Raw genomic sequence first — 25795 nt, 5'->3', positions numbered from 1 at the left:
AGTGCGGTATCGCTTGGCAAAACCCCGCGCCGGGCGGACAATCGGGTCCGACGCACCGCCTGGGTGCATTTTTTTTGAACCCGAACAACGCCTTGGCCCGGACAACCCCGTTGCCCGGGCTTTTGTCCGTTTATTGCCGCGTCCATTCGCATCAAGGGAAACACCATGCACAGCAAACCATCCATCACCGTCTCGTCGCTGGACTTCGAGCGCCTGGAATCCTTGCTGGAGAAGCACACCGGCGATTTCCCTGGCCGCGATGCGCTGGAGGCCGAGCTCGACCGCGCCGACGTCCTCGACCCCAAGGACATGCCGCCGAATGTGGTGACCATGAATTCCACCGTGCGCTTCACCATGCTCGAGACCGGCAAGAGCAGCACCCTGACCCTGGTCTACCCCAAGGAGATGGACAGCAGCGACACCAAGGTATCGATCTTCGCTCCCGTGGGCATTGCCCTGCTGGGCCTGAGCGTGGGCGACGAGCTGCAAATGCCCAGCGCCACGGGCCGGGTCACCACGGTGCGCGTCGATGCCATCGAATACCAGCCCGAGAACGCGGGCGAGCTGCATCGCTGAGCGCCAAGCAAGCGCTCCCCCTGACCAAGGCGGCCTAGGCACAGGCTGCCTTTTTTTATGTCAACACGGCGGCGGTCAGCAAACCCGTCGCCACCAGCCCCGCCTGCCAGCGCAGCGCCGCCTGCCAGGTGGGCGCATGGCGCTCCACGCGCTCGTACAGCACATGGCCTGCGGCCAGCGACAGCAGGAACGCCAGCACCATGCCCAGCCCGGCTGCGGCCAGGGACTGCGGCCAAAAGTAGCTCGCCACGGCATTCACGGCCACGCAGACGGCAAAGTGCACCAGAAAGACCGAATAAGAGATCTGCCCCAGCCGGTTCAAGGGCGCCCATCCCGCCCAGCGCGCCATGGCCGGCTGGCGCATGGCCAGCACCAGGGCCAGCGCCGTGACGCCGGCCAGCGCGATGCGTGCACGCCACTGCAGGACCAGCGCCGCCAGCACCAGCACCGCCATCAGCAAGGCCCAGCCCCAGGCGCCCAGCGGCCGCGGCGACTGCACGGCCCAGAACGCCAGCATGCCCAGGCCATAGGCGCCAAAGAAGTACAAGGCCCAGATATCCCACTGCGCATCGCGGTTGAAAACCAGCAGCGATGCGGCCACCCCCGCCACCACCAGCAGCTGCACTCCGGTCACGGTCCTGGGCCAGCAACGCACCAGTGCGCGCTCACCCCAGCGCGCGCGCAGCGCCGCCGCGGCCATGGACGCACCCGCCAGCAGCAAGGCCGTCAGGGCAAACAGCTGGAAGTCAATGGCCACGTACCAGACGCCTGCGGACAGCGACTCCTCGCCCAGCACGGTTTGCAGCAGCAGCGCATGCGCGAGCAGCTGCCATAGATCCGGGTCGGCCGAAACCGAGTCATGGTCGAACCAGGGGCGCACGGCCGCCTGCACGAGGATGGCCAACACCAGCGCCACCGCATAGGGCACGACCAGGCGCACAAAGCGCCGTGCAATGCGCTTGCAGGGGTCATCAAAGCGCGCCTGCCCGTGCGGCGCAAGGCTTGCGGCGGCAAGAAAGCCACCGAGCACCAGAAACACCTGCACGGCCATGCGTGCGTCGTCGTAGAGCCAGTCGATGAGGCCGGGCAGCTCCTGGCGCACCACGTCGGACATGGGCCCATAGAACGCCAGGTGATGCCAGACGATGGCCGCGCAGGCCAGCCCCTTGGTGCAGTCGATGACGGCGCTGCGTTGAGCGTGGGACATTAAAAAGAAATGGAGAAAAACGGATGCCGGCCAGGAGGCCTGCCAACCACAACGCAGCCGGGGGCCAGTGGGTTTCAAGCGGGTTTCATTGCAGCGCCGCCAACGCCGCGCGCTTGCCCATCTTCAGCAGCGCCTGGATGCGCTCCAACTGCGCGGCTCGCGGCGTGGCCTTGCCGCTTTCCCATTTGTAGACCGACAGGGTCGAGGCCTGCAGCAGGCTCGCCATGGCCTGCTGGGTGATGCCCAGCTGCTGACGCTTGGCCAAAAGGGCCTGGCCATCGAATTCTGCGCTGCGCTTGCTGCTGCGCGCGGGCGCCTGGGTCGCCGCGGGCGCATCGGCCTGGTGCGGGCTCACTTTTTGCAAGGCCTTCAACTGCGCCGCAAGCAGCTTGACATCGCGCTTGAGCGCCGCGATCTCGCCGCGCTGCAACGTGACCGTCTTGCGCAGGCTGCCGAATTCACCCTTGATTTCCTTGCGCGCCATGCGCGCGACCTCGGAGCGAAAGGCATTGGAGAAGGCAGTCATCGTTTATATCAAGGCAAAAAAAGATGCCAAGCGTAGCATTTTTAGTTCCAGCACCTGCCGCAATTGTCAAGCACCTGGGCGTTTTTCACCGTCATGCCAGCCCCCGCCTGGCAGCCGCGGCAATGTGCGCCGCATCCACCTGGAAGAAGCTGCGCAGCGCGGCGCGCGTATCGCTGCGCCCAAAACCGTCGGTGCCCAGGGTGCGGTAGCGCCGGCCCTCGGGGACATAGCCGCGCACGGACTCGGGCACGGCGCACACGTAGTCGGTGGCGGCGACGATGGGGCCTTGCGTGCCACCCAGCACCTGGGCCAGCCAGGGCGTGGCGCCACTGTCCTCGCAGGCCCGGCCGTCGCGCGCCAGCTCGCTCCAGCTCGTAACGCTGACCACATGCGCGGTAATACCGTCCGCGGCCAGCATCTCGGCGGCCTTGATCACCTCGGTGAGGATGGCGCCCGAGCCCAGCAGGGTGACGTGTTTTTCAGAAGAAACCTGGCTCTCACGCCCATCTTGTAAGCGCTGATAGCTATTGAACAAATAGCATCCACGCAGCACACCGTGATACGCCGCTTCGGGCAGGTCGGCCTGGGGGTAGTTTTCGTTCATCAGCGTGACGTAGTAGAAGACGTCGCGCTGCTCGACCAGCATCTCGCGCATGCCGGCATCCAGGATCACGGCCAGCTCGCCAGCGTACGCCGGGTCATAGGCCTTGCAGTTGGGGATGGTGGCCGCCGCCAGGTGGCTGCTGCCGTCCTGGTGCTGCAGGCCCTCGCCGCCCAGCGTGGTGCGCCCCGAGGTGGCGCCCAGCAGGAAGCCGCGTGCACGCTGGTCGGCGGCGGCCCAGATGGCGTCGCCCACGCGCTGGAAGCCGAACATCGAGTAGTAGATGTAGAACGGCAGCATGGCCAGGCCGTGCACGCTGTAGCTGGTGGCGGCGGCCGTCCAGCTGGCGATGGCGCCGGCCTCGCTGATGCCCTCTTCCAGGATCTGCCCGTCCTTGGCCTCGCGATAGGAAAGGATGGAGCCTATGTCCTCGGGCGCGTAGCTCTGGCCCACGCTGCTGTAGATGCCCACCTGCTTGAACAGGTTGGCCATGCCGAAGGTGCGCGCCTCGTCGGCCACAATGGGCACGATGCGCGGGCCCAGCTGCGCATCCTTGAGCAGACTGCCGAGCATGCGCACGAAGGCCATGGTGGTGCTCATCTCCTTGGCCTGCGGCGCGAGCGCAAATTGCGCGTAGCTGGCCAGCGGCGGCACGGGCAGCGGCGCGCACGCGGACTCGCGCCGGGGCAGGTAGCCGCCCAGGGCCTGGCGCCTTGCCTGCAGGTAGTGCATTTCGGCGCTGTCCTGCGCGGGCTTGAGGAATTCCAGGTTCACCGCCTGCGCGTCGGTGAGCGGCAGGTTGAAGCGGTTGCGAAACTCGATCAACTCCTTGTCGTCCAGCTTCTTCTGGCTGTGCGTGGTCATCTTGCCCTGGCCGGCCGTGCCCATGCCATAGCCCTTCTTGGTGTGCGCCAGGATCACCGTGGGCTGGCCCCGGTGCGCGGCGGCCTGCGCGTAGGCGGCGTGGATCTTCACCAGGTCGTGGCCGCCGCGCTTCAGGCGGTCGATCTGCTCATCCGTCATGCCCTGGGCCAGCGCCGCCAGCTCGGGACTCTGGCCGAAGAAATTGTCGCGGTTGAAGCGCCCGTCCTTGGCGGCAAAGGTCTGCATCTGGCCATCGACCGTTGCCCCCAGGGTGCGCACCAGGGTGCCGCTCAGGTCGCGCGCAAACAGGCCGTCCCAGTCGCTGCCCCACAGCAGCTTGATGACGTTCCAGCCGCTGCCGGTGAACAGGCGCTCCAGTTCATCGACGATGCGGCCATTGCCGCGCACCGGCCCATCGAGCCGCTGCAGGTTGCAGTTGACCACCCACACCAGGTTGTCCAGGCCCTCGCGCGCGGCCAGCGTCAAGGCGCTGGTGCTCTCGGGCTCGTCCATCTCGCCATCGCCGAACACGCCCCAGACCTTGCGGCCGCTGCAGTCGAGCAGGCCCCGGTCGCTCAAAAAATGCATGAAGCGCGCGTGGTAGATGCTGCTGATCGGCCCTATGCCCATGGAGCCGGTCGGAAACTGCCAGAAGTCCGGCATGGACCAAGGGTGCGGGTAGCTGCACAGGCCGCGCGCGCCCTCCCGGGGGGCGGTGATTTCCTGGCGGAAATGCAGCAGGTCCTGCTCGGACAGGCGCCCCTCCAGGAAGGCGCGGGCGTAGACGCCCGGCGCGCTGTGCGGCTGGAAGAACACCAGATCGCCCCGGTGCTGGCCCGGCGCCAATCCTTCACGCGCGTGGAAGAAATGGTTGAAGCCGACCTCGAACAGATCGGCCGCGCTGGCGTAGCTGGCGATATGGCCGCCCAGCTCGCCATAGGCCTGGTTGGCGCGCACCACCATGGCCAGCGCGTTCCAGCGCATCAGCGAGGCGAGGCGCTCCTCCACCGCCAGGTCGCCCGGGAAGGCCGGCTGCGCCTGCGCGGCGATGGTGTTCACGTACGGGGTGTTCAACTCTGGCTTCCAGCCCACGCGGCTGGAGTGGGCCGCACGCGTCAGCTCGTCCAGCATGAAGCGGGCGCGCTCGGGGCCCTGGGTGGCCACCAGGGCGAGAAAGGCGTCGCGCCATTCGGCGGTTTCCTGCGGGTCGCTATCCACGGCGCCGTTGGCCGGGTACAGGGTGGTCGGGGAGATGGGGGCGTTCATGCTCACCACTGTATGCCGATGCGGGGAAAACAGGGTGCCGATTTGCGAGCCTCGTCAGAGAATGGCGGCACAATCTGCCGCTTATGCAATCCAATGCGGCATATGAAACTTGACACCATCGATCTGCGCATACTCGCCGAGCTGCAGGCCGACGGCGCACTGTCCAACGTGGAGCTGGCGCGGCGCGTGCACCTGTCGCCCTCGCCCTGCCTGGCGCGCGTGAAGGCGCTGGAGACGGCCGGCATCATCAGCCGCTATGTGGCGCTGGCGAATGCCACGGCGCTGGGCCTGGGGCTCAACGTCTTCATCAGCATCAGCCTCAAGAGCCAGAGCAAGGAGGCACTGACCGCGTTCGAGCAGCACATCGCCGAGCATGAGCAGGTGATGGAGTGCTACCTGATGACGGGCGACAGCGACTACCTGATCCGCGTGATGCTGCCCGACATCGCGGCGCTGGAGCGCTTCATCCTGGAGCAGCTCACGCCCATCCCGGGCATAGAGAAGATACGCACCAGCTTCACGCTCAAGCAGGTGCGCTACAAGACCGCCCTGCCGCTACCCAAGGCGTAGGGGTCGGGCGCCGAAATACTCATTTATTAATAGCTTTAAACGCTTTACAGTAAAGCGTTACAACCACTTTTCATCCAAAACCGCTCACGGGGAATCCATGGCCGCCGTCAGGCCCTGCAGCCAGGCCATGGAGTCGCGCAGCTCCTCGGGGCGGATCTCGTGCAGGCCCGGGTATTCGCGGTAGCTCAGCGCCAGCGGCAGGGCCTGCGCATGGTCGCGGATGGCCCGGGCGCTGGCCAGCGGGATCACGTTGTCCTGCACGCCATGGCTCACCCAGAGCCGGCGGCCGGCCAGCGCCGCGGCCGGGGCGGCCTGCCCCAGCGCCTGCGGCAGCAGCCGGCTGTGCCAGACCATGGCGGCGTGCAGCAGCTCGGGCCGCGTGAGCAGCAGCGTCAGCGCCATGATGCCGCCCTGGCTGAAGCCGCCCGCCACCACGCGCGCGGCGGGAATGCCGAGCCCGCGCGCGGCCGCGTCCACGGTCTGCGCCACCAGGGCACGACTGGCGGCCTCCTGCGGCTCGTTGATGCTGCGCGTGCCGTCCGCGGCCACGGAAAACTCGAACCAGGCATGGGCATCAGGCCCCATGCGGTAGGGGGCGCGCAGGCTCAGCACATGGAACGGCGCGGGCACATAGGGCGCCAGGCCGAACAGATCCTGCTCGTTGCTGCCCACGCCGTGCATCAGCACCAGCAGCCAGGGCTGGGAAGTGCCCGCCGCGGCGGGACGGTGCAGGAAGGACAGCGGTAAATCAGACATGGTGATGGACCTGTGGAAAAGGAGTGCGGGAGCCGCGTCACTCTACCGCGCCGGGCCGGCCGCGCAGCGCCTTCAGGCCCGAGCGCCGGCTCTTGGATTCCAGGCGCCGGCGCTGCGAGCCCAGCGTGGGCCGGGTGGCGCGGCGCACGCGCGGCGGCCGGGCCACGCTGTCCACCAGGGCCTGCAGGCGCGCCAGCGCGTCCAGGCGGTTCGCCTCCTGGGTGCGGTATTGCTGGGCCTTGATGACCAGCACGCCCTGCTGGGTGATGCGGCCGTCGCGCAGTGCCAGCAGGCGCTGCTTCACGTCCTCAGGCAGGGACGAGGCGGCGATGTCAAAGCGCAGATGCACGGCGCTTGCCACCTTGTTCACGTTCTGCCCGCCCGCGCCCTGGGCGCGCATGGCGCTCAGCTCGACCTCGGCCGGGTTCACCTGCAAGCCCCCGGGGTGCTGCGGCGCGTTCACGGCTCTCAGGCGGCGCCCGCCCCTGCGCCCAGCGCGGCCAACAGGGCCTGCTGAAAGGCCTGCGGGCGCTCAAACTGCACCCAGTGGCCGGCGTCCTCGATCAGCGCCAGGCCGCGAAAGTCGGGGGCGGCAGCAGCGTAGGCGCCCTCCAGTGCGCCAATCCACTCCTTGTAAATCGCGTCGCCGCGGCCATAGATGGCGTGCACGGGGCAGCCCACCTGCGGCAGCGCGCGCGCCAGCGCATCGGTGTGCGCCAGGCGGCGGCGCGGCATGCGGTCGCGCAGCACGTTGGCCACATGCAGGCCCAGCGCCAGGCCATCCTGCTCATCGATCAGCGCCGGGTTCTGAAACATGAGCGCGGCCAGGTTGTAGCGGTGCGCCGCGATCTGCCCGGCCTCGGGCAGGTGGCGCCAGGCCTTGAGCGCAAACTGCCGCTGCGGCACCACGCCCATGGCGGGCGCGCCCACCAGCACCAGCTGGCGCGCCAGCTCGGGGTGCGCCGCGAGCAGCAGGCCGGCCGTCAGGCCGCCGAAGGAAAAGCCCACCAGGTCGCACTGGCGCGGGCCAAACAGCGCGCGCAGGCTCTCGGCCAGCGGCTGCACCAGGGCGTCGGCGTCCCCGCCCGCGGGCGGCGAAGCCGAGTCGCCAAAACCCGGCAGGTCGACGATCCACAGCTCGCGGCCCGCGGCCGCCAGGCCTTCGATGTTGCGCACCCAATGCGTCCAGCTGCCGCTGCCGCCGTGCAGCAGCACCAGGGGCGGCATGCCGTCCTGCGGCGTGCCCCAGACATGCCAGACGATGTCGCCGCCGCCGCAGGGCGTGGTCTCGCGCCTGGCCTGGCCGCGCAGGGCCAGCACCTCGGGCGGCACGGGCAATGTGGCGAGAGGCTGCTGCGTCACCATTGCGCCAGCCCGTCGATGGCGAGCGCGTAGCCCTGCACGCCAAAGCCGCACATCACGGCGCGCGCCGCGCTGGCCAGGAAGGAGTGGTGGCGGAAGCTCTCGCGCGCATGCACGTTGCTGATGTGCAGCTCCACCAGCGGCACGCCCGTGCCCTTCACGGCATCGAGCAGCGCCACGCTGGTGTGCGTATAGGCCGCAGCATTGAGCACCACGCCGGCCAGTTGCCCTGAGGCGTACAGACGGCCGGCCTCGTGGATCCAGTCCACCAGGGTGCCCTCGTGGTTGCTCTGGCGAAACACCAGCGCCAGGCCATGGCGCGCGCAGGCCGCGGCGCAGATCTGCTCCACGTCGGCCAGGCTCTGGGAGCCATACACCTGCGGCTCGCGCGTGCCCAGCAGGTTGAGATTGGGGCCGTTGAGAACGAAAACGGTTTTGGTCATACGGTGAGACATGCGGTTCTAACCCGCCCGAGCGGACCCGCAAGCGCCCATTATGCGGGGCGCACCCCAAGCAAAAGCGGCCGCTAAGGGCCGCCTGCCTCACTCATGTGCCAGGTGCGTCAGCGCCAATCGCGATGACCGCGCCGATCATCATGGCCACGGTGATGGTGGTGGCGATGCCCGCGCCAGTGGTCATGCCCCCGGTAATACACCGCGGGCGGTGCGTAGTACACAGGGCGCGGTGCGCTGTAAACGGGCGGCGCATATACCACCGGGGGCGGCGCGTAGTAGACGGGCGGGGGCGGTGCGTAGTACACCGGGGCGGCATTGCCCACGCCCAGGGCCACGCCGGGCGCGCCCACGCCGACCGACCAATACACATCACTGCGCGCCTGCGCCGTGCCAGCGCCCGCCATCAGGGCCAATGCCACACCGACCGATGCGACGGCGGCAAACCAAGAGCGACGTTGGGTCATAAAAATTCTCCTTTGACTGCAAAGCCTGCCCGCCCTCCGCAGGACACAGCTCTATCGACACGAACAAACAGGGCTGCAAACAGGGCCGCCAAAGCCCTCAACGCGCCAACAGCAGCAAAGGATGTCATGAAACACTGTTTATGTTGTTTCCGAACGTAGTCGCCCGCCCCGCAAGGGCCATGCCCACGCGGCCTAAAATCAAAGGATGAGCACCTCAGCCCACAAAGAAACCACAGAATCCGTCAAGCCCAGCAACTTCCTGCGCCAGATCATCGAAGCCGACCTGGCCCAGGGCACGCATGCCGACAACCGCTGGGCCGGCAGCCCCGGCGACGCCGCGCACCAGGGCGCTGGCGCGCTCGATCCCGCCAGGATCCGCACGCGCTTTCCGCCCGAGCCCAACGGCTACCTGCACGTGGGCCACGCCAAGAGCATCTGCCTGAACTTCGGCCTGGCGCGCGACTATGGCGGCGTGTGCCACCTGCGCTTTGACGACACCAACCCCGAGAAGGAAGAGCAGGAGTACGTGGACGGCATCATCGACGCCGTGCACTGGCTGGGCTTTGACTGGAAGGACCCGGACGGTCACGAGAACCTGTACTACGCCAGCAATTATTTCGACTTCATGTATCGCGCGGCCGAATACCTGATCGAGGCCGGCCACGCCTACGTGGACGAGCAGACGGCCGAGGAAATGCGCGTGAGCCGCGGCGACTTCAGCAAGCCCGGCGTGGACAGCCCCTACCGCGGCCGCACTCCGGCCGAGAACCTGGCACGCTTTCGCGAGATGCGGGACGGCAAGCTGGCCGACGGCGCCGCCGTGCTGCGCGCCAGGATCGACATGGCCCACCCCAACATCAACCTGCGCGACCCGGCCATCTACCGCATCAAGCGTGCCGAGCACCACAACACCGGCGACAAATGGTGCATCTACCCCATGTACACCTTTGCCCACCCCATAGAGGACGCACTGGAATGCATCACCCACAGCATCTGCACGCTGGAGTTTGAAGACCAGCGCCCGTTCTACGACTGGCTGCTGGACCGCTTGGCCGAGGGCGGCCTGATCGCCAAGCCGCACCCGCGCCAGTACGAGTTCGCGCGCCTGAACCTGACCTATGTGGTCACCAGCAAGCGCAAGCTCAAGCACCTGGTGGACAACGGCATCGTCAGCGGCTGGGATGACCCGCGCATGCCGACCATCGTGGGCCTGCGCCGGCGCGGCTACACACCCGCCTCCATCCAGATGTTCTGCGAGCGCATCGGTGTGACCAAGGACTACAGCTGGATCGACTACAGCACGCTGGAGGGCTGCCTGCGCGAAGACCTGGAGACCAAGGCGCACCGCGCCATGGTGGTGCTCGACCCGCTCAAGCTGGAGCTCACCAACTGGGCCGAGGTTTTCGGCGGCGGCGACCACCTGGAACCCTGCAGCCTGCCCGCCCTGCCCCACGCGCAGGAAGGCGCGGCCGTGCCCGAGCGCCGCTTCACGCTGGGGCGCGAGGTCTGGATCGAGCGCGAGGATTTCGCCGAGCTGCCGCCCAAGGGCTACAAGCGCCTGTTTCCCGGGAACAAGGTACGCCTCAAGGGCGGCTACGTGATCGAATGCACCGGCTGCGAGAAGAATGCCGCGGGCCAGGTCACCAAGGTGCTGGCCACCGTGGTGCCGGACACCAAGAGCGGCACGCCCGGCGCCGACAGCGTCAAGGTCAAGGCCGCCATCACCTGGGTGGGCGTGGCCGACGGCGTGCAGGCCGAGGTGCGCCTGTACGACCGCCTGTTCACCGACGCGCAGCCCGACGCGGGCGGTAAGGACTTCCTGGCGCTACTCAACCCGGACAGCCTGAAGGTGGTGACGGCCTATGTCGAGCCATCCCTGGCCGCGGCACGGCCCGAGGACAAGTTCCAGTTCGAGCGCTTCGGCTACTTCGTCGCCGACCGCAAGGAGCACGCCCCCGGCCAACCCGTGTTCAACCGCGTGACGGGGCTCAAGGACAGCTGGGCCAAGTAAGGCCCGGGCAGCCATTCTGTTGGCTGCCAATTATTGGAGCGGCAGCCATGCCGAAGGTCACATGACCGCCACCACATCTACTCTTGAGATCCTGCACGCCGCGCGTGCCCGTTTTGAGGCCGCGCGGCAGATCGACATGCTGCCCGATGGCCATCGGTGCCGGGGCATGCACGGACATGGCTTTGCCGCAACGGCCTATGCGGGCATACCGGTCGATTGGGCGCCCTACCCCGGGGGCGAGGTGAACGCCCTGCAGCAGCAGCTTGACCGCTGCGCCAGCATGCTGAGTTACGGCGTACTCAATCAACAACTGGCACAGCCGACCGACGAGAATTTGGCGCGTTGGATCCGGGACCGGCTCGAGGTGCCCGGCATCGACCGGGTCGCCGTTCAGAGCACGCCGCACCAAGGTGTCGAGATCGATGGGCGTGACCATGCGCACATCTGGCGGCGCTATCGCTTTCAGGCGGCGCATCGCCTGCCCCATGTGCCGCCCGGTCACAAATGCGGGCGCTTGCACGGACATGGCTTCGAGGTGATTCTGCACGCCAGCCAGAACCTGGCAGGCACGGCCGAGCGCATCGACTACGACCACCTCGACAGCCTCTGGGCGCCCATTGCAGCGCAGGTCAATTACCACTATTTGAACGAAATCCCCGGCCTTGAAAACCCCACCAGCGAGATGCTCTCGTCATGGTTGTGGGCCCAGCTCAAGCCCCAGCTTCCCACCCTGTCATGGGTCACCGTTTACGAGACGGCATCGTGCGGCGCCACCTTCGATGGCACGGATTACCGCATCTGGAAGGACTTCACCATCGATAGCGCTGTGCGGCACAGGCACGCGCCCGCCAATGAGCCACGCAGCGCCATCCATGGCCACACCTACACGCTGCGGCTGCATCTGAGCGCACCGATTCACCAAGTGATGGGCTGGACGGTCGATTTCGGTGACGTGAAAGCCGTGTTCGATCCGATTTTCAAGTCGCTGGATCATCACCCGCTGCACGAGCAGCCCGAACTGGCCGACGGCGACACCACCACCATCGCGCGTTGGCTGCACGCGACGACGCGGCGCCAGTTGCCACAGCTGGCCCGCGTCGATGTGTTTGAGTCCGAAGGTGGTGGCTCCCTCGTCGGGGGGCACCTGAACGGGCCGGTACTGCCGGTATAAGCCGATGACGTATTCAGTCAAAGAGATCTTCTACACCTTGCAGGGCGAGGGCCTGCAGGCGGGCAAGCCGGCGGTGTTCTGCCGGTTTGCCGGCTGCAATCTGTGGAGTGGACGGGAGGCGGACCGGGCCTCGGCGGTATGCCGCTTTTGCGATACCGACTTCGTGGGTACCGACGGCACGTTCGGCGGCAAATACGCGACGGCGGACGAACTTACAGACCGTATCACTTCTTTCTGGCCAGCGACAGACGAGCAACATCGGCTGGTGGTCATGACCGGCGGAGAGCCGCTTCTGCAACTGGATCATGCCCTCATTGATGCCCTGCATGGGCGGGGCTTTCGCATCGCCGTGGAAACGAATGGAACGGTCGCCGCGCCCGAGGGGATCGATTGGATCTGTGTCAGCCCCAAGGCCGGCGCACCCTTGGTGCAGACCAGTGGCCACGAACTCAAACTCGTGTTTCCGCAGCCAGGCCTGATGCCGGATGCCCTGCCCTGGCCGACGCTGCGCTTCGACAACTACTTGCTGCAACCTATGGACGGTCCTGCCATCGCCCAGAACACGGACGCGGCACTGGCCTACTGCATGGCGCATCCGAGGTGGCGCCTGTCCATCCAAACCCACAAAATGCTGGCGATCCGCTAAGAGCGTGAACCTTCCACTCCGACCGGTTTCCAACTGCGCCATGAATCACCGCACCACGATCCCCAGGCTTTGCACTCTGGCCCTGGCCGCCCTGATGACCGCCTGCACCAGCACCCCATCACAGCCCCAAGCCGGCGCCCCCGACCTGGCCGCCTACGACTGGAACCTGACGGCCGCCTTGGATGCCCAGGGCCGGCCCGACGGCCGCTGGCTGCCGGCCGGCCATGATCCGCTGCAGCTGCACTTTGAAGGCCAACAGCTGAGTGTGCGCAAGCTGTGCAACCTGCTGGGCGCGCGCTTCGGCACGCGCGGCGACGAGATGCAGCTGGCCCAGCCCCTGTCCACCAAGCGCGCCTGCGCCGACCCGGCCCTGATGCAACTGGAGCAGCGCGTGGGCGCCCAGCTGCCCACCGTGCAACGCTACCAGCTGCACGCCGGGGGCACGCCGCGGCTGCAGCTGTTCTTTGCCGACGGCAGCCGCTGGGAGCTGGCCGGCCAGCCCACACCGCAGACGCAATACGGTGGCCCGGGCGAACGCATGTTCCTGGAGGTGGCGCCCGAGCGGGTGGCCTGCAGCCGTGGCCCGGTGCAGACCGCCCAATGCCTGCGCGTGCGCGAGCTGCGCTACGGCGACAACGGCGTCAAGACCCATGTCGGGCCATGGCAGCCGTTCTACGACGAGGTGCAGGGCTACACCCACGAGCCGGGCGTGCGCACTGTGCTGCGCCTCAACCGCTTCAAGCGCCAGAACGCGCCGGCCGATGCATCGGCCTACGCCTATGTGCTGGACATGGTGGTGGAAAGCGAGCGCGTGAAGTAGGCGTCGGTATGACGTCGCTACACAGCAGGCAACGACGTTGCAGGTATTTCTCCCTCCCCCGCCAGCGGGAGAGGAAGAAAATCAGCTGAAACGCTTATTCAAAAAGCGCCAGCAGCTATTTTTTTAATAGCTTAGGCGGTGATCGCCCCGGCCTGGGTCAGGCGCTCGGCCACGAGCAGCTTCTGCAGCTCGTCCCGGCCCATGATGCCCAGGTCCTCGGCCACCTGGGCGATGGGCTTGCCCGTGGCGATGGCGGCCTTGGCGATGGCCGCGGCCTTTTCGTAGCCGATCAGCGGGTTCAAGGCCGTCACCAGCGTCACCGACGCGGCGATGCGCTCGTCCAGCAGGTCCTGGTTGGCGACGATGCCCTCCACGCAGTTCACCTGCAGCGTGTGGCAGGCGCGCGCCAGGTGGTGCAGGCTTTTGTGCAGGGCCCAGGCGATCAGCGGCTCGAAGGCATTGAGCTGCAGCTGCCCGGCCTCGCAGGCCATGGTGATGGCGGCGTCGTTGCCTATCACCTCGAAGCACACCTGGTTCATCACCTCGGGGATTACCGGGTTCACCTTGCCCGGCATGATGGACGAGCCCGCCTGGCGCGCCGGCAGTTTGATGTCGCCCACACCGGCCTGCGGGCCCGAGGACAGCAGGCGCAGGTCGTTGCTGATCTTGGAAAGCTTGGCGGCGATGCGCTTGAGCACGCCGGAAATATCGACGAAGGCGCCCGTGTCCGACGTGGCGGCAATCAGGTTGGCGGCGGCCTTCACGGGCACGCCGGAGAGCTCGGCCAGCTTCGGCGTCACCACGTCCACATAGCCCACGGGCGCATTGATGCCCGTGCCTATGGCGGTGCCGCCCATGTTGATCTCGCACATCAGGTAGGCCGACTCGCGCAGGCGGCGCTCGTCGTCGGCAATCATCGCGGCAAAGGCCTGGAACTCCTGGCCCAGCGTCATGGGCACGGCGTCCTGCAGCTGGGTGCGGCCGATCTTCAGGATGGGGGCGAATTCCAGCGCCTTGGCCTCGAAGGCGCCACGCAGGGCGGCCAGGGCGGCAAGCAGTTCCTGGATGCCGAACCAGGTGGCCATCTTCACCGCCGTGGGATAGGTGTCGTTGGTGCTTTGCGAGGCGTTGACGTGGTCGTTCGGGTGGATCACGTCGTAGCTGCCCTTGGGCAGGCCCAGGTGCTCCAGCGCGCGGTTGGCGATCACCTCGTTGGCGTTCATGTTCGTGGAGGTGCCGGCGCCGCCCTGGATCACATCGGTGACGAACTGCTCATGCAACTGGCCGGCAATCAGGTCGTCGCAGGCCTTGGCAATGGCACCGGCTTGGGTTTCGTTGATCGCGCCCAGCTGCAGGTTGGCGTGGGCGGCGGCCTTCTTCACGAAGGCAAAGGCGCGGATCAGCGCGGGCATCTGGGCCACGCTGTGGCCGGTGATGGGAAAGTTCTCTACGGCGCGGGCGGTATGCACGCCCCAGTAGGCGTCGGGAGGAATGGTCTTGATGCCAATGAAGTCTTTTTCTTGACGCATGGTCGATCTGCTTTCTGGTGAGGGGGAAAAATGGGACAAAGGTCCGCCCCCGGGTGATGGCTGGGGCGCGGTCCGCGCTGGCGCAGGAGAAAAACCCGGTGGGTGCTGCGGGGCTGGCGTGCCTTGTGGGCGGCGCAGGTGCCAAACGTGGCAATGCCCCGACCACCAAGGTGCCCAGGGCATTGGAGGCGGATTATGACCCAATGCACGCGCCGCGCATGAGAACCATAACTTTGCGCATAACCATGCCCCCGCGGTGGGCAGGCGGGTGGGCCCAGGGGCCTACACTGCCGGCCGTGTCATCCATGTCCGCTCTCATCTCCCCCTCTGCCCTGCGCTTGCAGGGTGTCCGGCGCCGCAGACTGCTCCAGGCCCTGGGCCTGGCGCTGCTGCCCGGCTCCGCCGTGCTGGCCCGCGCCCCCACGGCCCCGGCCTGGCCCCAGGCGCTGCAGGTGCCCGGCGGCGTGGCCCGGCTGGCCCTGGGCCCGGCGCCCGAGCGCCCCGTGGTGCACGCGGGCGACGTGCCCGTGCTGGTGCTGGGCGATGCCATCGAATGGACGGCCATCGTCGGCATAGCACTCTCCGCACCCGTGGGCCAGGCCCATGTGACGGTGCAGGCCACGCCTTCCACTGCGGCACGCCGCATCGCCTACCGCGTGGTGGCCAAGCAGTACCGCGAGCAGCGCCTGACGGTGGCGCCGCGCACCGTGGACCTGGCGCCCGAGGACCTGGCGCGCCACGAGCGCGAGCGCGCCCACCAGCAGCAGGTCATGGCCACCTTCTCCACGCCGCTGCCGGAGCAGCTGCAAATGCTCCAGCCCGCGCCGGGGCGGCGCTCGGGCAGCTTCGGCCTGCGCCGCGTGTTCAACGGCCAGGCGCGCAATCCGCACAGCGGCATGGACATCGCCGCCGCCACCGGCACGCCCGTGGTGGCGCCGCTGGCCGGCCGGGTGATCGACGTGGGCGACTATTTCTTCAACGGCGGCACCGTCTGGCTGGACCATGGCGGCGGTCTGCTCAGCATGTACTGCCACCTGAGCCGCGTGGACTGCCAGCCGGGCGACCGGTTGCGCGCGGGCCAGGCCTTCTGCCAGGTGGGCGCCACGGGCCGCGTGACCGGCCCGCATCTGCACTGGGGCGTGATGCTCAACCGCAGCATGGTCGATCCGGCCCTGTTCCTGCCCGCATGACGGCGCGCCTGATCCGCTTCAACAAACCCTATGGCGTGCTGAGCCAGTTCACGCCCGAGGGGCGCTGGCGCGGCCTCAAGGACTTCATAGACCTGCCCGGCGTCTACGTGGCCGGGCGCCTGGACGCCGACAGTGAGGGCCTGCTGCTGCTGACCGACGACGGCGCCCTGCAGGCGCGCATCAGCGACCCGCGCCACAAGATGGAAAAGACCTACTGGGTGCAGGTCGAGGGCATGCCCGATGACGGGGCACTCGACGCCCTGCGCTGCGGCGTGCGGCTCAACGACGGCCCCACCCTGCCCGCGCGCGTGCGCCGCCTCGATCCACCTCCCGCGCTATGGCCGCGCGACCCGCCGATACGCGTGCGCCAGCAGATTCCTGACTGCTGGATCGAGCTCGTCATCCGCGAGGGCCGCAACCGCCAGGTGCGCCGCATGACCGCCGCCGTGGGCCACCCCACGCTGCGCCTGGTGCGCGCGGCCATAGGCCCGTACACGCTGGACGGCCTGGCCCCTGGCCGCTGGGAGGAAGTCGCGGCGCCCCGCAAAAGCTATCAAAAACAAAGCTGATTGCGCTTGATAGATAAGCGTTACAGCCACTTTTGACTCAACCTTTTGGCGGCGTGCGCAAGCGCAGGGCGCCATCGAGCACCAGCACCGCCACGGCCGCGAAGATCGGCCCGTAGGTCGGCCACTGGTCCGGGCCAATGCTCTCGCCGAGCAGCAGCGCCACCAGCGCCAGCAGCACCGGCTCCACATAGCTCAAGAGGCCAAACAGGCCGAGCGGCAGCAGCCGGCTGGCCGCCATGTACAGCGCCAGCGCCACCGCGCTCATCACGCCCAGCACCGGCACCATGGCCCACAGGTGCGTGTGCCCCGCCACCAGCGCCAGCGACGAGGGCGCGCGCAGCACGAACCACAGGGCCGCGGGCACCAGCAGCAGCATGTCCAGCCAATGCCCGCCCAGGTGGTCGGTGGACAGACGCCGGCGCAGCACGAAGTACACCGTATAGCCCAGCGCCACGAGCCAGGTTTCCCAGGACATGCCGCCCGCACGCAGCACCTCGTGCGCCACGCCCGCGCCCGCCAGCGCCGTGGCCAGCCATTGCAGGCCCGACAGGCGTTCGCGGTACAGCACACGCCCGGCCAGCACCATCACCAGCGGCAGCAGAAAGTAGCCCAGCGACACCGGCAGCGCGCGCCCATACAGCGGCGCCCACAGGAACAGCCACAGTTGCACCCCCAGCAGGGCCGCGCTGGCCAGCAGTCCCAGGGCCAGCGAAGGCTGGCGCTGCACGCGCCGCGCCAGCAGGCGCACGCGCGGCCACTGCCCGCGCCACAGCAGCAGGGCGGTGGTGAAGGGCAGAGTGGCCAGCATGCGCCAGCCGAAGACCTGCTCGCCATCGAGCGGCGCCAGCACGGGCGCCAGGTAGTACATGGCACCAAACAGAACGGACGCGACGATGGACGCAACAAGACCTTTGATCACAGGGGGCGGGGCAAAGAAGAGAACCCGTAATTGTCGGTGATTGCAGGCTCTTGCAAGTTATGCCCACCGCCTGTGGGCCGAGCTGTGGACAAGCACCGGGACAACTGCGTGCGGGCCGCACCAGTGTTGGCGCGCAGCGCATCGCCTATTTTTTGGGCAGCGCCGCCTGGGGCGCTGCCGGGGGATGCGCGGGGTATAGTGCGCTCCCTTTTGCGCCGTCCATCCCGTGTCCGTATCCGCCACCGCCCTGCTCTGCCTCGTGGTCGCCATCCACGATGGCGACACCCTCACCGCGCGCTGCGGCGCGCCCGGCGCATGGCGCCAAGAGCGCGTGCGCATCGCCGCCATCGACGCACCCGAGAGCCGCCAGGCCTTTGGCCAGCGCGCGCACCAGAACCTGGCGCGCCTGTGCTTTCGCCAGCAGGCGCGGCTGTACCGGCTGGGCCACGACAGCTATGGCCGCTCCCTGGCCCATGTGCGCTGCCAGGGCCAGGACGTGGCCACGGCCCAGATGCGCGCCGGCCTGGCTTGGGTCTATGCGCCACAGGCCAAACAGTACCCCAAGCTACTGGCCCTGCAGCGCCAGGCGCGCGCCAGTGGCCAGGGGCTGTGGGCACAAAAGCGCCCGCTCGCACCCTGGGACTACCGGCGCAAGTACCCACGTCTGTAGTGCCAGGCCAACTGCACTATAGCTACATTAAATATAGCTTATAGCGCTTATTGCACTTGCGTCACGGCCGTTTCAGGCCTTGAAGTTGCCGCTGAGCAATTCCGCCAGCCGCGCCTGAGGCAGGCGAAAGCCGCAGGCCTGGGCATGCCCGCCGCCGCCCATGCTGACGGCCAGCGGCGAGCAGTCGTAGCCGCGCTGCGAGCGCAGGCCCACCTTCACCTGCCCATCCTTACCCACGGCCCACATCAGGGCAAAAGTGCCGCTTTGCTGCGACAGCAGCTCGCCCACCAGGCTGTGGAAGGCGCCGGGCGCGTTCACCATCAGCCCGGCCTGGCCGTTGAACACCAGCGGCTGCGCGCCGCCGGCCACGTCCTGCGCCAGGTGGCGGAACTTCTCGTCCATGGCCTGGCCGCGCGCGACGAAGGCCGCCGTCTCGGCGGGCGAAAAGTCGGCAATCTGCTGCCAGCGGGTGAAGTCGAAGGGCTCCATGTCCAGCGCCGCCACGAAGCCCGCCGTCTCGGGGTATTGCCAGGCCCACAGGTCACGGTCCTCCACATGGCGCACCAGGTCGGGCAGCGGCGCATCCGGGTGGAAGAACTCCCAGGCCAGGCGTGCGCCGGACTTGCCCATGTCGAAGTGCAGCACGCCGCAGCGGCAGGCAAAACCCGCCAGCTGCTCGGCCGCGCTCTTGTGGTGGTCCAGCAACACCAGCTTGGCGGCACGTGCGTCGATCTCGGCCAGCAGCGCGGGCGCGAAGGAAAAATCCAGCACATACACGGCGCGGCCCGCAAGCGGCGGCAGCTCAGCCACACTGCCCACCTGCCCGTGCGACAGGCCCAGGCACTCGACCTGGCCCGCATAAAAGCGCCAGGCGGCCAGGGCAGCGGCAAAACCGTCGGCGCAGCGGCCGTGGTACAGCACCAGGGGCTGGGGATCGTCGATACGGGGCGCGGCCAGCAGGGGCAGCGGCAAAATCGTGGAACGCGAGGACATCATCATGGCGGCGCATTGTGCCGCCCTGGCAGGCAGGCCGCCTGCTATCATGCCTGTGCATATATCCAGTTGACATCATGGGACTCGACCAGATCGCCATCGCCCTGCTGGGCGCCACCGCCGCCTGGGCTTCGCAGGCGCGCAACCCGGGCCTGCGCCGCTGGGCCTGCATCTTCGGGCTGCTGGGCCAGCCGTTCTGGTTCTACGCCTCATGGCAGGCCGATCAATGGGGCATCTTTGCCGTGTCCATCGTCTACCTGGGGGCCTGGCTGCGCGGCCTGTGGGTGTACTGGCTGGCGCCGCGCCGGGAGGCGCAGGACTCGGGCCTGAGCACGATACAGCTCACGCCCGGACGCTGATCCTGAACCCCACCCCCCACCCCCCGCTGCCCCTGCTGTGGCAGGACGAGCACATGGTGGCGCTGTACAAGCCCGCCAGCTGGCTGGTGCACCGCACGGGGCTGGATGCCGGCGAGACGCGCTTCGTGGTGCAGGCCCTGCGCGACCAGATCGGCCAGCATGTCTACCCCGTGCACCGGCTCGACAAGGGCACCTGCGGCGTGCTCGTGATGGCCCTGCACCCGGCGGCCGCGCGCGCCCTGGCCGAGGCCTTTGCGCGGCACGCGGTGCGCAAGCAGTACCTGGCGCTGGTGCGCGGCTGGGCGCCATTGCAGGCCGAGGTAGACCACCCGCTGCGCCCCGACGACGCGCCGCCGCACGCCCCGGCCCAGCCCGCGCACACCCTTGTCTCCCGACTGGCGCGGCTGGAACTGCCCGAGCCCAGCGACCCGCGCTTTGCCGGCACCCGCGCCAGCCTGGTGCTGGCCCAGCCCACGACCGGGCGGCGCCACCAGATCCGGCGCCACTTGAAGCACATCGCCCACCCCATCATTGGCGACGCCACGCATGGCAAGGGGCCGCTCAACCGCTGGTGGGCCGAGCGCCTGGGCCTGCAGCGACTGTGGCTGCACGCCTGGCGCCTGGAGCTGCCGCACCCGCAGGACGGCCGCCGCATCACGCTCGACAGCGGCCTGCGCTGGCCCCAGGTGGCGCATGACGGCGGTATCCCATCCTGGCTGGACTGGCAACGCGTGTTTGCCCTGCCCTGGGAAGAGGTTTAACCCGGGCACCCCCCACGCTACCATGCATCACACCCCCAGCAAGGCCCGCCATGCACGCCATGCCCGCACCCTCCGCCGTCGCCGCGCGCTCGCCATCCGACATGGATGACACCGACCTGCCCCGGGACGACACGCTCTGCCCCGGCGAGGCCATGCATGACCAGCACCTGCGCCAGCTGCTGCGCGTGGCCTTGCCCGACAGCAGCCGCCGCAAGGCCGCGGGCTGGTTCGGGCAGACCGACTTTCTATGCACGCGCCGCCATGTCGACGAAGACCAGGACGCCTACCACGACGGCCTGTTCATCACCCTCTGGAAACGCTGGGATTTCTGGCTCGCCCTGCCCGATGACGCCGCCGCATCCACCCACGGCAACCTGCTCAGCCAGACCTGGGCCAGGCTGCGCCAGCCCACGCGGCCGACACTCACCAACGGCCTGCTGCGCCAATACCGCGCCTACGACAGCACCGGCCGCGCCGGCCCCTGGCAGCCGCTGGAGGCCGGGCACGCCAGCCCCGAGGCCTTGCAGGCCTGCGCCCAGGCCTGGCGCGGCGTGATCGACTACTGGCGCCTGGCCGAGGGCCAGCGCCGCGCGGGCCGGCCGCTGCGCGCGCGGCTGCACGCAGCCCTCACGCCCGAGCGCGTGCAGGCACTGACGCTGCTGCCCGTCTTCACCGGCCGCTACAACGACTGGTGGGACCCCGAGCGCAATGGCTGGTGGCAGGGCGATGTCTGGATAGGCGCGCGCCAGCCCGGCCAGCAAGGCACCCGGCACTGGGGCCGCGCGCTCAAATTGAGCTGGCGCAACGGCAGCGAGGGGCCGGGCGACGAGGAAGACGACGCCCACGCCTGCTACCAGATCGACCTGATCGAGGACGACGCACCCCTCGCGGGGACGGCCCACCCGCCGGGCCTGCACCTGAGCTACGCCCAGCGCCAAAGCGACACGCGCCGCCCCCTGACGAATGACGCCGTAGAGCACATGGCGCGCCTGCTGCGACTCTTCACCCACCTGGAGCAGCAGCTGTACTCGGCCCATGCGCAAGAGCAGCAGGCCTTGCAAACCACCACCCCGCCCGGCGACGACGCTGGCGCGCCCGCCCTGCCGCGCACACCGCCCTTTGCCCCCGACGAGGTCGATGCCGCGGTATTCGGTGCCAGCATCATGGCCCTGTCCCATGAATGGCAAAGCACCGGACGCGCCCATGCCACGCTGGTGCGCACACAGTGGGCACACCAGACCGCAGAGATTGCGCAGCCAGGCGATGGCGCACCCACGCCTCCGCCCCTGGTGGATCCACGCAGCGCCCAGGCCGCTACCGTACTGCAGCTGGCGCGCGCCGTACATGCCCAGGCAAATCCGGATTTGTCCGCACGTTTTCACCGCCGCTTTGCCTTTGCCCCCGGCGCCTTCAGCCACCACGCCGCGCGCGGCGGCCAAGCCGTGGGGCCGGTGCTGTGGCAGGCAGATGGCCGGCTGCTGGCCCGCGTGGCCCCCACGGCCCAGGCCCAGGCACGAGCGCCCGTCTGGTGGCAGGTGAGCAGCGACGGGCTGCATATCAGTCCGCTGCCCGCCGAGCAAACGCCAGTCGCCGTGGCGCCCGAGGCTCTTGTGACCAGCGCCACGGCCCATGGCCTGACGGTACGCGGCGACGCGCATGGCGACCTGCTGGGCCTGGCCGAAGACGGCCGCGCGCTGTGGCGCCACCACATCGGGGGCGCGATTTGCAGCATCGCTACCGCGCCGGACGGCCTCGCCCTGGCCGTGGGCACGGCCGGCGGCTACCTGGTACTGCTGCACAAGGGCAGCGGCACCGATCCGTACCTGATCAGCAACTCACGCTATGCCGAGGCCAGGCGTTTCATCTTCTGGGACGACGCGCCGACACCGCTGGCCTGGTAGCGCTGACTGCGGCACAAATACTCTATTTTTTATAGCCAACAGCGCTTACTGGCTAAGCGTTGGCAGCACTTTTCACCACAAACCACCGCCTAACCCGCACCGCGTGGCGCGTTGCGCGCGCGGCGCTCGTCGCGCTTGCGCTGCTCGGCCTTGCGTTCGGCGCGCGCCTTGTCCTGCAGCTGCCCCGCGGCCAGCCAGGCCTGGAAGTCTTCGACGCTCTCCAGCGTCACGCGCCCCAGAGCGGCGCTGCGCAGGTCGGTGAGCACGATCTCGGCGGCCTTTTGCAGGTTCAGCCGCCCGCCGCTCATCACGGCGCCGCGTTTGCGTGCAATCAGCTCCAGCAGCTCGTCGTCATGCATGGCGCCGATCGCCTGCGCGTCCAGGCCCAGCCTGTAGCGCGCGTCGAGCAGCGCCGCATAGTGGTGCTTCAAATAGGCCAGCAGCTCCAGCGCCACCTCTTCCTCGTCGTAGGCGTTGCGCCCCACGGCGCCGCTGGCGGCCAAGCGGTAGCCGCTCTCGGGCACGATGATGCGCGGCCACAGCATGCCGGGCGTGTCCCAGAGGTAGAAGTCATCGTCCAACACGATGCGCTGCTCCTGCTTGGTGATGCCAGCCTCGTCGCCGGTCTTGGCCTGGCGCTTGGCCGACAGGGTGTTGATCAGCGTGGACTTGCCCACGTTGGGAATGCCGCAAATCAGCACCCGCATGGGCTTTGAGAGGCCGCGCCGGTTGGGCGCCAACTGGCGGCAGGCGTCGATGAGCCGGCGCGCCGGCGCGGCATCGGAGGCATCGAGCGCGATGGCGCGGGTGGCGGGCCGCGCGTTGTACCAGGCCAGCCAGGCGCTGGTGTGCGCGGAGTCGGCCAGATCCTGCTTGTTGAGCACCTTGAGCGTGGGCTTGTGCGCCGTGAGCTCGGCCAGCAGCGGATTGGCGCTTGAGCCCGGCAGACGCGCGTCCAGCAGCTCTATCACCACGTCGATGTCCTTGATGCGCTCGCCTATCGCCTTGCGCGTCAGGTGCATGTGACCGGGAAACCACTGAATGGCCATGGGGCTGTACTTTCACTCATCAAACTTCGGGAAGGCGCCAAGGATAATCGCCCCATGCCCTCCTCCCATCAGCGCAAACAAGATTCCGAGCTGCTGCTCAAGGGCGCGGTCTGCGCGCTCATAGGCGCCATCATCCTGCTGGCCCCCTACGTGGCGCGCTCGCAGGACGTGCGCGAGCTCATGGCCCAGGCCCATCTGGCGGGCTGGTTCGCCCTGGTGCTGGGCTGCGCCTTTCTGCTGCGCTACGGCCTCGTTCGCTGGCGCCGCCGCAGCCACTGACCTGCCCGGCGCCACGCGCCAGCGCTTCGCCGCACTGCAGGCCGGGGCCATCCGCGCGGCCGTGGCCCTGCGCCCCCAGCGCCCGAGCCCACGAGCTGTTGCGAACGGGGATGCAATGGGTGCGCGTGGGACGGGTTCTACGCAGCGGCGCAGCGGTGGTGTGAGGAAGCGCGGGAGACGCTGAAGGGTGCCCTGGCGGGGATCCCTTGAGGCGATGGAACCACGGCTCAAGGGTTGCATGTATGGGCAAGCCTGCTTTCGACCCGAAGCAGTCCTTCGCGGTTGAGCAGAGCAGTCGGCCAGGTCATTGCTCCCCCGCTTGACGCAAGACCTCGACAACTAGACCCAAGGCGGGGGAGGCGCTGCGGGTGGCGTAGTACGCGTGGTACCCGGGGAAGGTTTGCGACCAGTCGTCCAGCACGGACACGAGGCGCCCGGCGGCGATGTGCTCAGCGACCGCATCGTCGGGAACCCACGCCAGGCCATGTCCGCCCAGCGCCGCGGCGACGACCATGTCGCTGGAGTTGAAAACCAGTCGCCCGGTGACATGCGCATTGATGCTCTTGCCGCTTCGCTGAAACTCCCAGGCAAGCAGTCCGCCGTGGGACGGCAGGCGCAGACCGATGCAATCGTGTTCAGTGAGGTCCTGCGGCGTGCGGGGCCGGGTATGGCGCTCAAAGTAGCTTGGACTACCGACCACGACCAGGCGCATGTCCGGCGCAATGCGCACAGCAATCATGTCTTTTGCCACGTCACCGCCCAGGCGCACACCGATGTCAAAGCGCTCGGCCACGATGTCGATGAAGCGGTTGTCGCTGCTGATTTCCACCTTGATGTCAGGGTACTTCGGCAGCCACGGCTGTAGCCGTGGCCAGAGCAGCGTGCGCACGGCGTGTTCCGTGGCCGAGATGCGAATGGTGCCGGCCGGCTTGCCGCGCAGTTCGCTGAGCACCGCCAGCTCGGCCTCGATGTCCGCGAAGCGCGGACCGACGGTCAGGTAAAGCCGTTCCCCCGCCTCGGTGGGTGACACGCTGCGCGTGGTCCGGTTCAGCAATTTCAGGTCAAGCCTGCGCTCCAGCGAGCGCACGGTCTGACTCAGCGCGGACTGGGTCATACCCATCTGCGCTGCAGCGCGTGTGAAGCTGCCCTCGCGCACCACGGCGGCGAAAGCGGCCAGATCGTCGAAGCGCGCCATTAATTAGTAGTGCTTATGACTGCATATCGGTTTAGCAGTCTATTCATTCAGTGAACCGAAGTCTAGAGTGGCTCCTATGGATTCACCACAAGGAAACACCCCCATGAAAAACCGTCAACTGGGCCGCAGCGGCCTGACCGTATCGGCACTCGGGTTCGGCTGCATGGGCCTGAGCTTTGGCTATGGCCCTGCCGTGGACCGCGCGGCGGGGGTGCAGCTCATGCGCCAGGCCGTGGAGCGCGGCGTGACCTTCTTCGACACCGCCGAGGCCTATGGTGCGCTGAACGAAGAAATGGTCGGCGAAGCGCTGGCGCCGGTGCGTGACCAGGTCGTCATCGCCACCAAGTTCGGTTTCAAGGACGGTGATTCGGAGGCAGGCCTGGACAGCCGCCCCGAGCGCATCCGTGCCGTCGTCGAGACCTCGCTGCAGCGCCTGCGCACGGACCGAATCGACCTGCTCTACCAGCACCGCGTCGACCCTCAGGTGCCGATGGAAGACGTGGCCGGCACCGTGAAGGATTTGATCGCCGAAGGCAAGGTGCGCCACTTCGGCTTGTCGGAGGCCGGCGTTGAGTCCATCCGCCGCGCGCACGCGGTGCAGGCCGTCACCGCGCTGCAGAGCGAATACTCATTGTGGTGGCGCGAGCCTGAGCAGGCGACGCTGCCGGTACTTGAGGAGTTGGGCATCGGCTTTGTGCCCTTCAGCCCGCTGGGCAAGGGCTTCCTGACCGGGGCGATCAACGCGGCGACCGAGTTCAGCAAAGACGACTTTCGCAACATCGTGCCGCGCTTCTCGTCCGAGGCCCGGCAGGCGAACCAGGCGCTGATCGATGCGCTGACCGTCATAGCCCAGTCCAAGGGCATCACGCTGGCGCAAGTGGCGCTGGCCTGGCTGCTGGCGCGCAAGCCCTGGATCGTGCCGATTCCGGGTACGACCAAACTGCATCGGCTGGACGAGAACCTGGCCTCGGTGAACGTCGAACTCGACGCCGCCGACCTACAACGCATTGGCCAAGCGCTCGAGGGTATCGCCATCGAAGGCGCGCGTTACCCCGCCCAACTGGCCAACCGCGTCGGCCGATGAGC

27 protein-coding genes and 1 pseudogene are annotated in these 25795 nt (G+C 68.1%); 15 read left to right on the top strand and 13 right to left on the bottom strand.

Going from position 1 to position 25795, the window contains the following annotated elements:
* Positions 1 to 165 precede the first annotated feature (165 nt).
* On the top strand, positions 166 to 576 hold the full coding sequence (rnk, locus tag P7644_RS05970) for a nucleoside diphosphate kinase regulator (protein ID WP_404302213.1): 411 nt from the start codon (positions 166 to 168) through the stop codon (positions 574 to 576).
* A gap of 55 nt (positions 577 to 631) precedes the next feature.
* On the opposite strand, the gene P7644_RS05965 is transcribed toward rnk, so the two are convergent.
* The 3 genes from P7644_RS05965 to mdeB form a co-directional block, all read right to left on the bottom strand.
* The gene (locus tag P7644_RS05965) at positions 632 to 1783 is read right to left on the bottom strand and encodes an acyltransferase family protein (protein WP_404302212.1); all 1152 of its coding nucleotides are present in this window, start codon (positions 1781 to 1783) and stop codon (positions 632 to 634) included.
* An 85-nt stretch (positions 1784 to 1868) separates the two neighbouring features.
* Positions 1869 to 2309, bottom strand: a complete 441-nt coding sequence (locus tag P7644_RS05960) for a helix-turn-helix domain-containing protein (RefSeq protein ID WP_404302211.1) — start codon at positions 2307 to 2309, stop codon at positions 1869 to 1871.
* A gap of 91 nt (positions 2310 to 2400) precedes the next feature.
* Positions 2401 to 5040: an alpha-ketoglutarate dehydrogenase gene (gene mdeB / locus P7644_RS05955; protein ID WP_404302210.1), complete on the bottom strand. Its 2640-nt coding sequence runs from the start codon at positions 5038 to 5040 to the stop codon at positions 2401 to 2403.
* Between the two features lie 102 nt (positions 5041 to 5142).
* Between mdeB and P7644_RS05950 the strand changes: the two genes are divergently transcribed.
* On the top strand, positions 5143 to 5610 hold the full coding sequence (locus P7644_RS05950; RefSeq protein ID WP_404302208.1) for an Lrp/AsnC family transcriptional regulator: 468 nt from the start codon (positions 5143 to 5145) through the stop codon (positions 5608 to 5610).
* 84 nt (positions 5611 to 5694) lie between these two features.
* Here the strand turns inward: P7644_RS05950 and P7644_RS05945 are convergent, their stop codons facing one another.
* The 5 genes from P7644_RS05945 to P7644_RS05925 all read right to left on the bottom strand — a co-directional run bounded on the left by P7644_RS05945 (position 5695) and on the right by P7644_RS05925 (position 8647).
* Positions 5695 to 6366: an alpha/beta hydrolase gene (locus tag P7644_RS05945; RefSeq protein WP_404302207.1), complete on the bottom strand. Its 672-nt coding sequence runs from the start codon at positions 6364 to 6366 to the stop codon at positions 5695 to 5697.
* Positions 6367 to 6403: 37 nt separating this feature from the next.
* On the bottom strand, positions 6404 to 6766 hold the full coding sequence (arfB, locus tag P7644_RS05940) for an alternative ribosome rescue aminoacyl-tRNA hydrolase ArfB (protein ID WP_404303142.1): 363 nt from the start codon (positions 6764 to 6766) through the stop codon (positions 6404 to 6406).
* Positions 6767 to 6834: 68 nt separating this feature from the next.
* Positions 6835 to 7731, bottom strand: coding sequence for an alpha/beta fold hydrolase (locus P7644_RS05935; RefSeq protein ID WP_404302206.1), 897 nt, complete (start codon positions 7729 to 7731; stop codon positions 6835 to 6837).
* A complete protein-coding gene (aroQ, locus tag P7644_RS05930) occupies positions 7725 to 8171 on the bottom strand; it encodes a type II 3-dehydroquinate dehydratase (RefSeq protein ID WP_404302204.1) in 447 nt (148 codons plus the stop codon). Before aroQ ends, P7644_RS05935 begins: the two co-directional genes overlap by 7 nt.
* A gap of 119 nt (positions 8172 to 8290) precedes the next feature.
* On the bottom strand, positions 8291 to 8647 hold the full coding sequence (locus P7644_RS05925) for a hypothetical protein (protein ID WP_404302202.1): 357 nt from the start codon (positions 8645 to 8647) through the stop codon (positions 8291 to 8293).
* Positions 8648 to 8852: 205 nt separating this feature from the next.
* Between P7644_RS05925 and P7644_RS05920 the strand changes: the two genes are divergently transcribed.
* From P7644_RS05920 to P7644_RS05905, 4 genes are all read left to right on the top strand, one after another.
* A complete protein-coding gene (locus P7644_RS05920) occupies positions 8853 to 10658 on the top strand; it encodes a glutamine--tRNA ligase/YqeY domain fusion protein (RefSeq protein ID WP_404302201.1) in 1806 nt (601 codons plus the stop codon).
* Between the two features lie 61 nt (positions 10659 to 10719).
* Complete coding sequence (locus P7644_RS05915; RefSeq protein WP_404302200.1) at positions 10720 to 11829, top strand: 6-carboxytetrahydropterin synthase; 1110 nt, start codon at positions 10720 to 10722, stop codon at positions 11827 to 11829.
* 4 nt (positions 11830 to 11833) lie between these two features.
* Positions 11834 to 12475 carry a 7-carboxy-7-deazaguanine synthase gene (gene queE / locus P7644_RS05910; protein ID WP_404302199.1) on the top strand — a complete coding sequence of 214 codons (642 nt, stop codon included), beginning with the start codon at positions 11834 to 11836 and terminating at the stop codon, positions 12473 to 12475.
* 40 nt (positions 12476 to 12515) lie between these two features.
* Positions 12516 to 13295 (top strand): DUF4377 domain-containing protein, encoded by a 780-nt coding sequence (locus P7644_RS05905; RefSeq protein ID WP_404302198.1) that lies wholly within the window; start codon positions 12516 to 12518, stop codon positions 13293 to 13295.
* Positions 13296 to 13426: 131 nt separating this feature from the next.
* On the opposite strand, the gene P7644_RS05900 is transcribed toward P7644_RS05905, so the two are convergent.
* Entirely contained in the window at positions 13427 to 14824 is a 1398-nt protein-coding gene (locus tag P7644_RS05900) for an aspartate ammonia-lyase (protein WP_404302197.1), read from the bottom strand.
* Between the two features lie 305 nt (positions 14825 to 15129).
* Between P7644_RS05900 and P7644_RS05895 the strand changes: the two genes are divergently transcribed.
* Positions 15130 to 16014, top strand: coding sequence for a peptidoglycan DD-metalloendopeptidase family protein (locus tag P7644_RS05895; protein ID WP_404302196.1), 885 nt, complete (start codon positions 15130 to 15132; stop codon positions 16012 to 16014).
* Positions 16011 to 16583: a pseudouridine synthase gene (locus tag P7644_RS05890; RefSeq protein ID WP_404302195.1), complete on the top strand. Its 573-nt coding sequence runs from the start codon at positions 16011 to 16013 to the stop codon at positions 16581 to 16583. Before P7644_RS05895 ends, P7644_RS05890 begins: the two co-directional genes overlap by 4 nt.
* A 37-nt stretch (positions 16584 to 16620) precedes the next feature.
* Here the strand turns inward: P7644_RS05890 and rarD are convergent, their stop codons facing one another.
* On the bottom strand, positions 16621 to 17502 hold the full coding sequence (gene rarD, locus P7644_RS05885) for an EamA family transporter RarD (protein WP_404302193.1): 882 nt from the start codon (positions 17500 to 17502) through the stop codon (positions 16621 to 16623).
* A 226-nt stretch (positions 17503 to 17728) separates the two neighbouring features.
* Between rarD and P7644_RS05880 the strand changes: the two genes are divergently transcribed.
* Entirely contained in the window at positions 17729 to 18172 is a 444-nt protein-coding gene (locus tag P7644_RS05880; protein WP_404302192.1) for a thermonuclease family protein, read from the top strand.
* 72 nt (positions 18173 to 18244) lie between these two features.
* Here P7644_RS05880 and P7644_RS05875 read toward each other — a convergent pair whose 3' ends face one another.
* Complete coding sequence (locus P7644_RS05875; RefSeq protein WP_404302191.1) at positions 18245 to 19171, bottom strand: DHH family phosphoesterase; 927 nt, start codon at positions 19169 to 19171, stop codon at positions 18245 to 18247.
* Between the two features lie 71 nt (positions 19172 to 19242).
* On the opposite strand from P7644_RS05875, the gene P7644_RS05870 reads away from it, so the two are divergent.
* Genes P7644_RS05870 through P7644_RS05860 form a run of 3 tightly spaced genes read left to right on the top strand, consistent with a single transcriptional unit; the run spans position 19243 to position 22186 of the window.
* Positions 19243 to 19524: a hypothetical protein gene (locus P7644_RS05870; protein ID WP_404302190.1), complete on the top strand. Its 282-nt coding sequence runs from the start codon at positions 19243 to 19245 to the stop codon at positions 19522 to 19524.
* Positions 19525 to 19577: 53 nt separating this feature from the next.
* Positions 19578 to 20285 carry a pseudouridine synthase gene (locus tag P7644_RS05865; RefSeq protein WP_404302189.1) on the top strand — a complete coding sequence of 236 codons (708 nt, stop codon included), beginning with the start codon at positions 19578 to 19580 and terminating at the stop codon, positions 20283 to 20285.
* 59 nt (positions 20286 to 20344) lie between these two features.
* On the top strand, positions 20345 to 22186 hold the full coding sequence (locus P7644_RS05860) for a hypothetical protein (protein ID WP_404302188.1): 1842 nt from the start codon (positions 20345 to 20347) through the stop codon (positions 22184 to 22186).
* Between the two features lie 89 nt (positions 22187 to 22275).
* Here P7644_RS05860 and ylqF read toward each other — a convergent pair whose 3' ends face one another.
* Complete coding sequence (gene ylqF, locus P7644_RS05855) at positions 22276 to 23235, bottom strand: ribosome biogenesis GTPase YlqF (RefSeq protein WP_404302187.1); 960 nt, start codon at positions 23233 to 23235, stop codon at positions 22276 to 22278.
* A gap of 54 nt (positions 23236 to 23289) precedes the next feature.
* On the opposite strand from ylqF, the gene P7644_RS05850 reads away from it, so the two are divergent.
* Both P7644_RS05850 and P7644_RS05845 read left to right on the top strand, forming a co-directional pair.
* Positions 23290 to 23514, top strand: a complete 225-nt coding sequence (locus tag P7644_RS05850) for a hypothetical protein (RefSeq protein WP_404302186.1) — start codon at positions 23290 to 23292, stop codon at positions 23512 to 23514.
* Positions 23515 to 23631: 117 nt separating this feature from the next.
* Positions 23632 to 23724, top strand: a pseudogene (locus P7644_RS05845) (hypothetical protein); the annotation flags it as partial.
* Between the two features lie 94 nt (positions 23725 to 23818).
* Here P7644_RS05845 and P7644_RS05840 read toward each other — a convergent pair.
* The gene (locus P7644_RS05840; RefSeq protein WP_404302185.1) at positions 23819 to 24709 is read right to left on the bottom strand and encodes a LysR family transcriptional regulator; all 891 of its coding nucleotides are present in this window, start codon (positions 24707 to 24709) and stop codon (positions 23819 to 23821) included.
* A gap of 103 nt (positions 24710 to 24812) precedes the next feature.
* Here P7644_RS05840 and P7644_RS05835 point away from each other — a divergent pair, with 103 nt between their 5' ends.
* Positions 24813 to 25793, top strand: a complete 981-nt coding sequence (locus P7644_RS05835; RefSeq protein WP_404302183.1) for an aldo/keto reductase — start codon at positions 24813 to 24815, stop codon at positions 25791 to 25793.
* Positions 25794 to 25795: the final 2 nt, after the last annotated feature.

The organism is Alicycliphilus denitrificans (assembly GCF_044792555.1).
Classification (GTDB): domain Bacteria; phylum Pseudomonadota; class Gammaproteobacteria; order Burkholderiales; family Burkholderiaceae_C; genus Alicycliphilus; species Alicycliphilus denitrificans_A.
The sequence above is the reverse complement of the archived record's forward strand: the minus strand, read 5'-3'. Positions and strand labels throughout refer to the sequence as shown.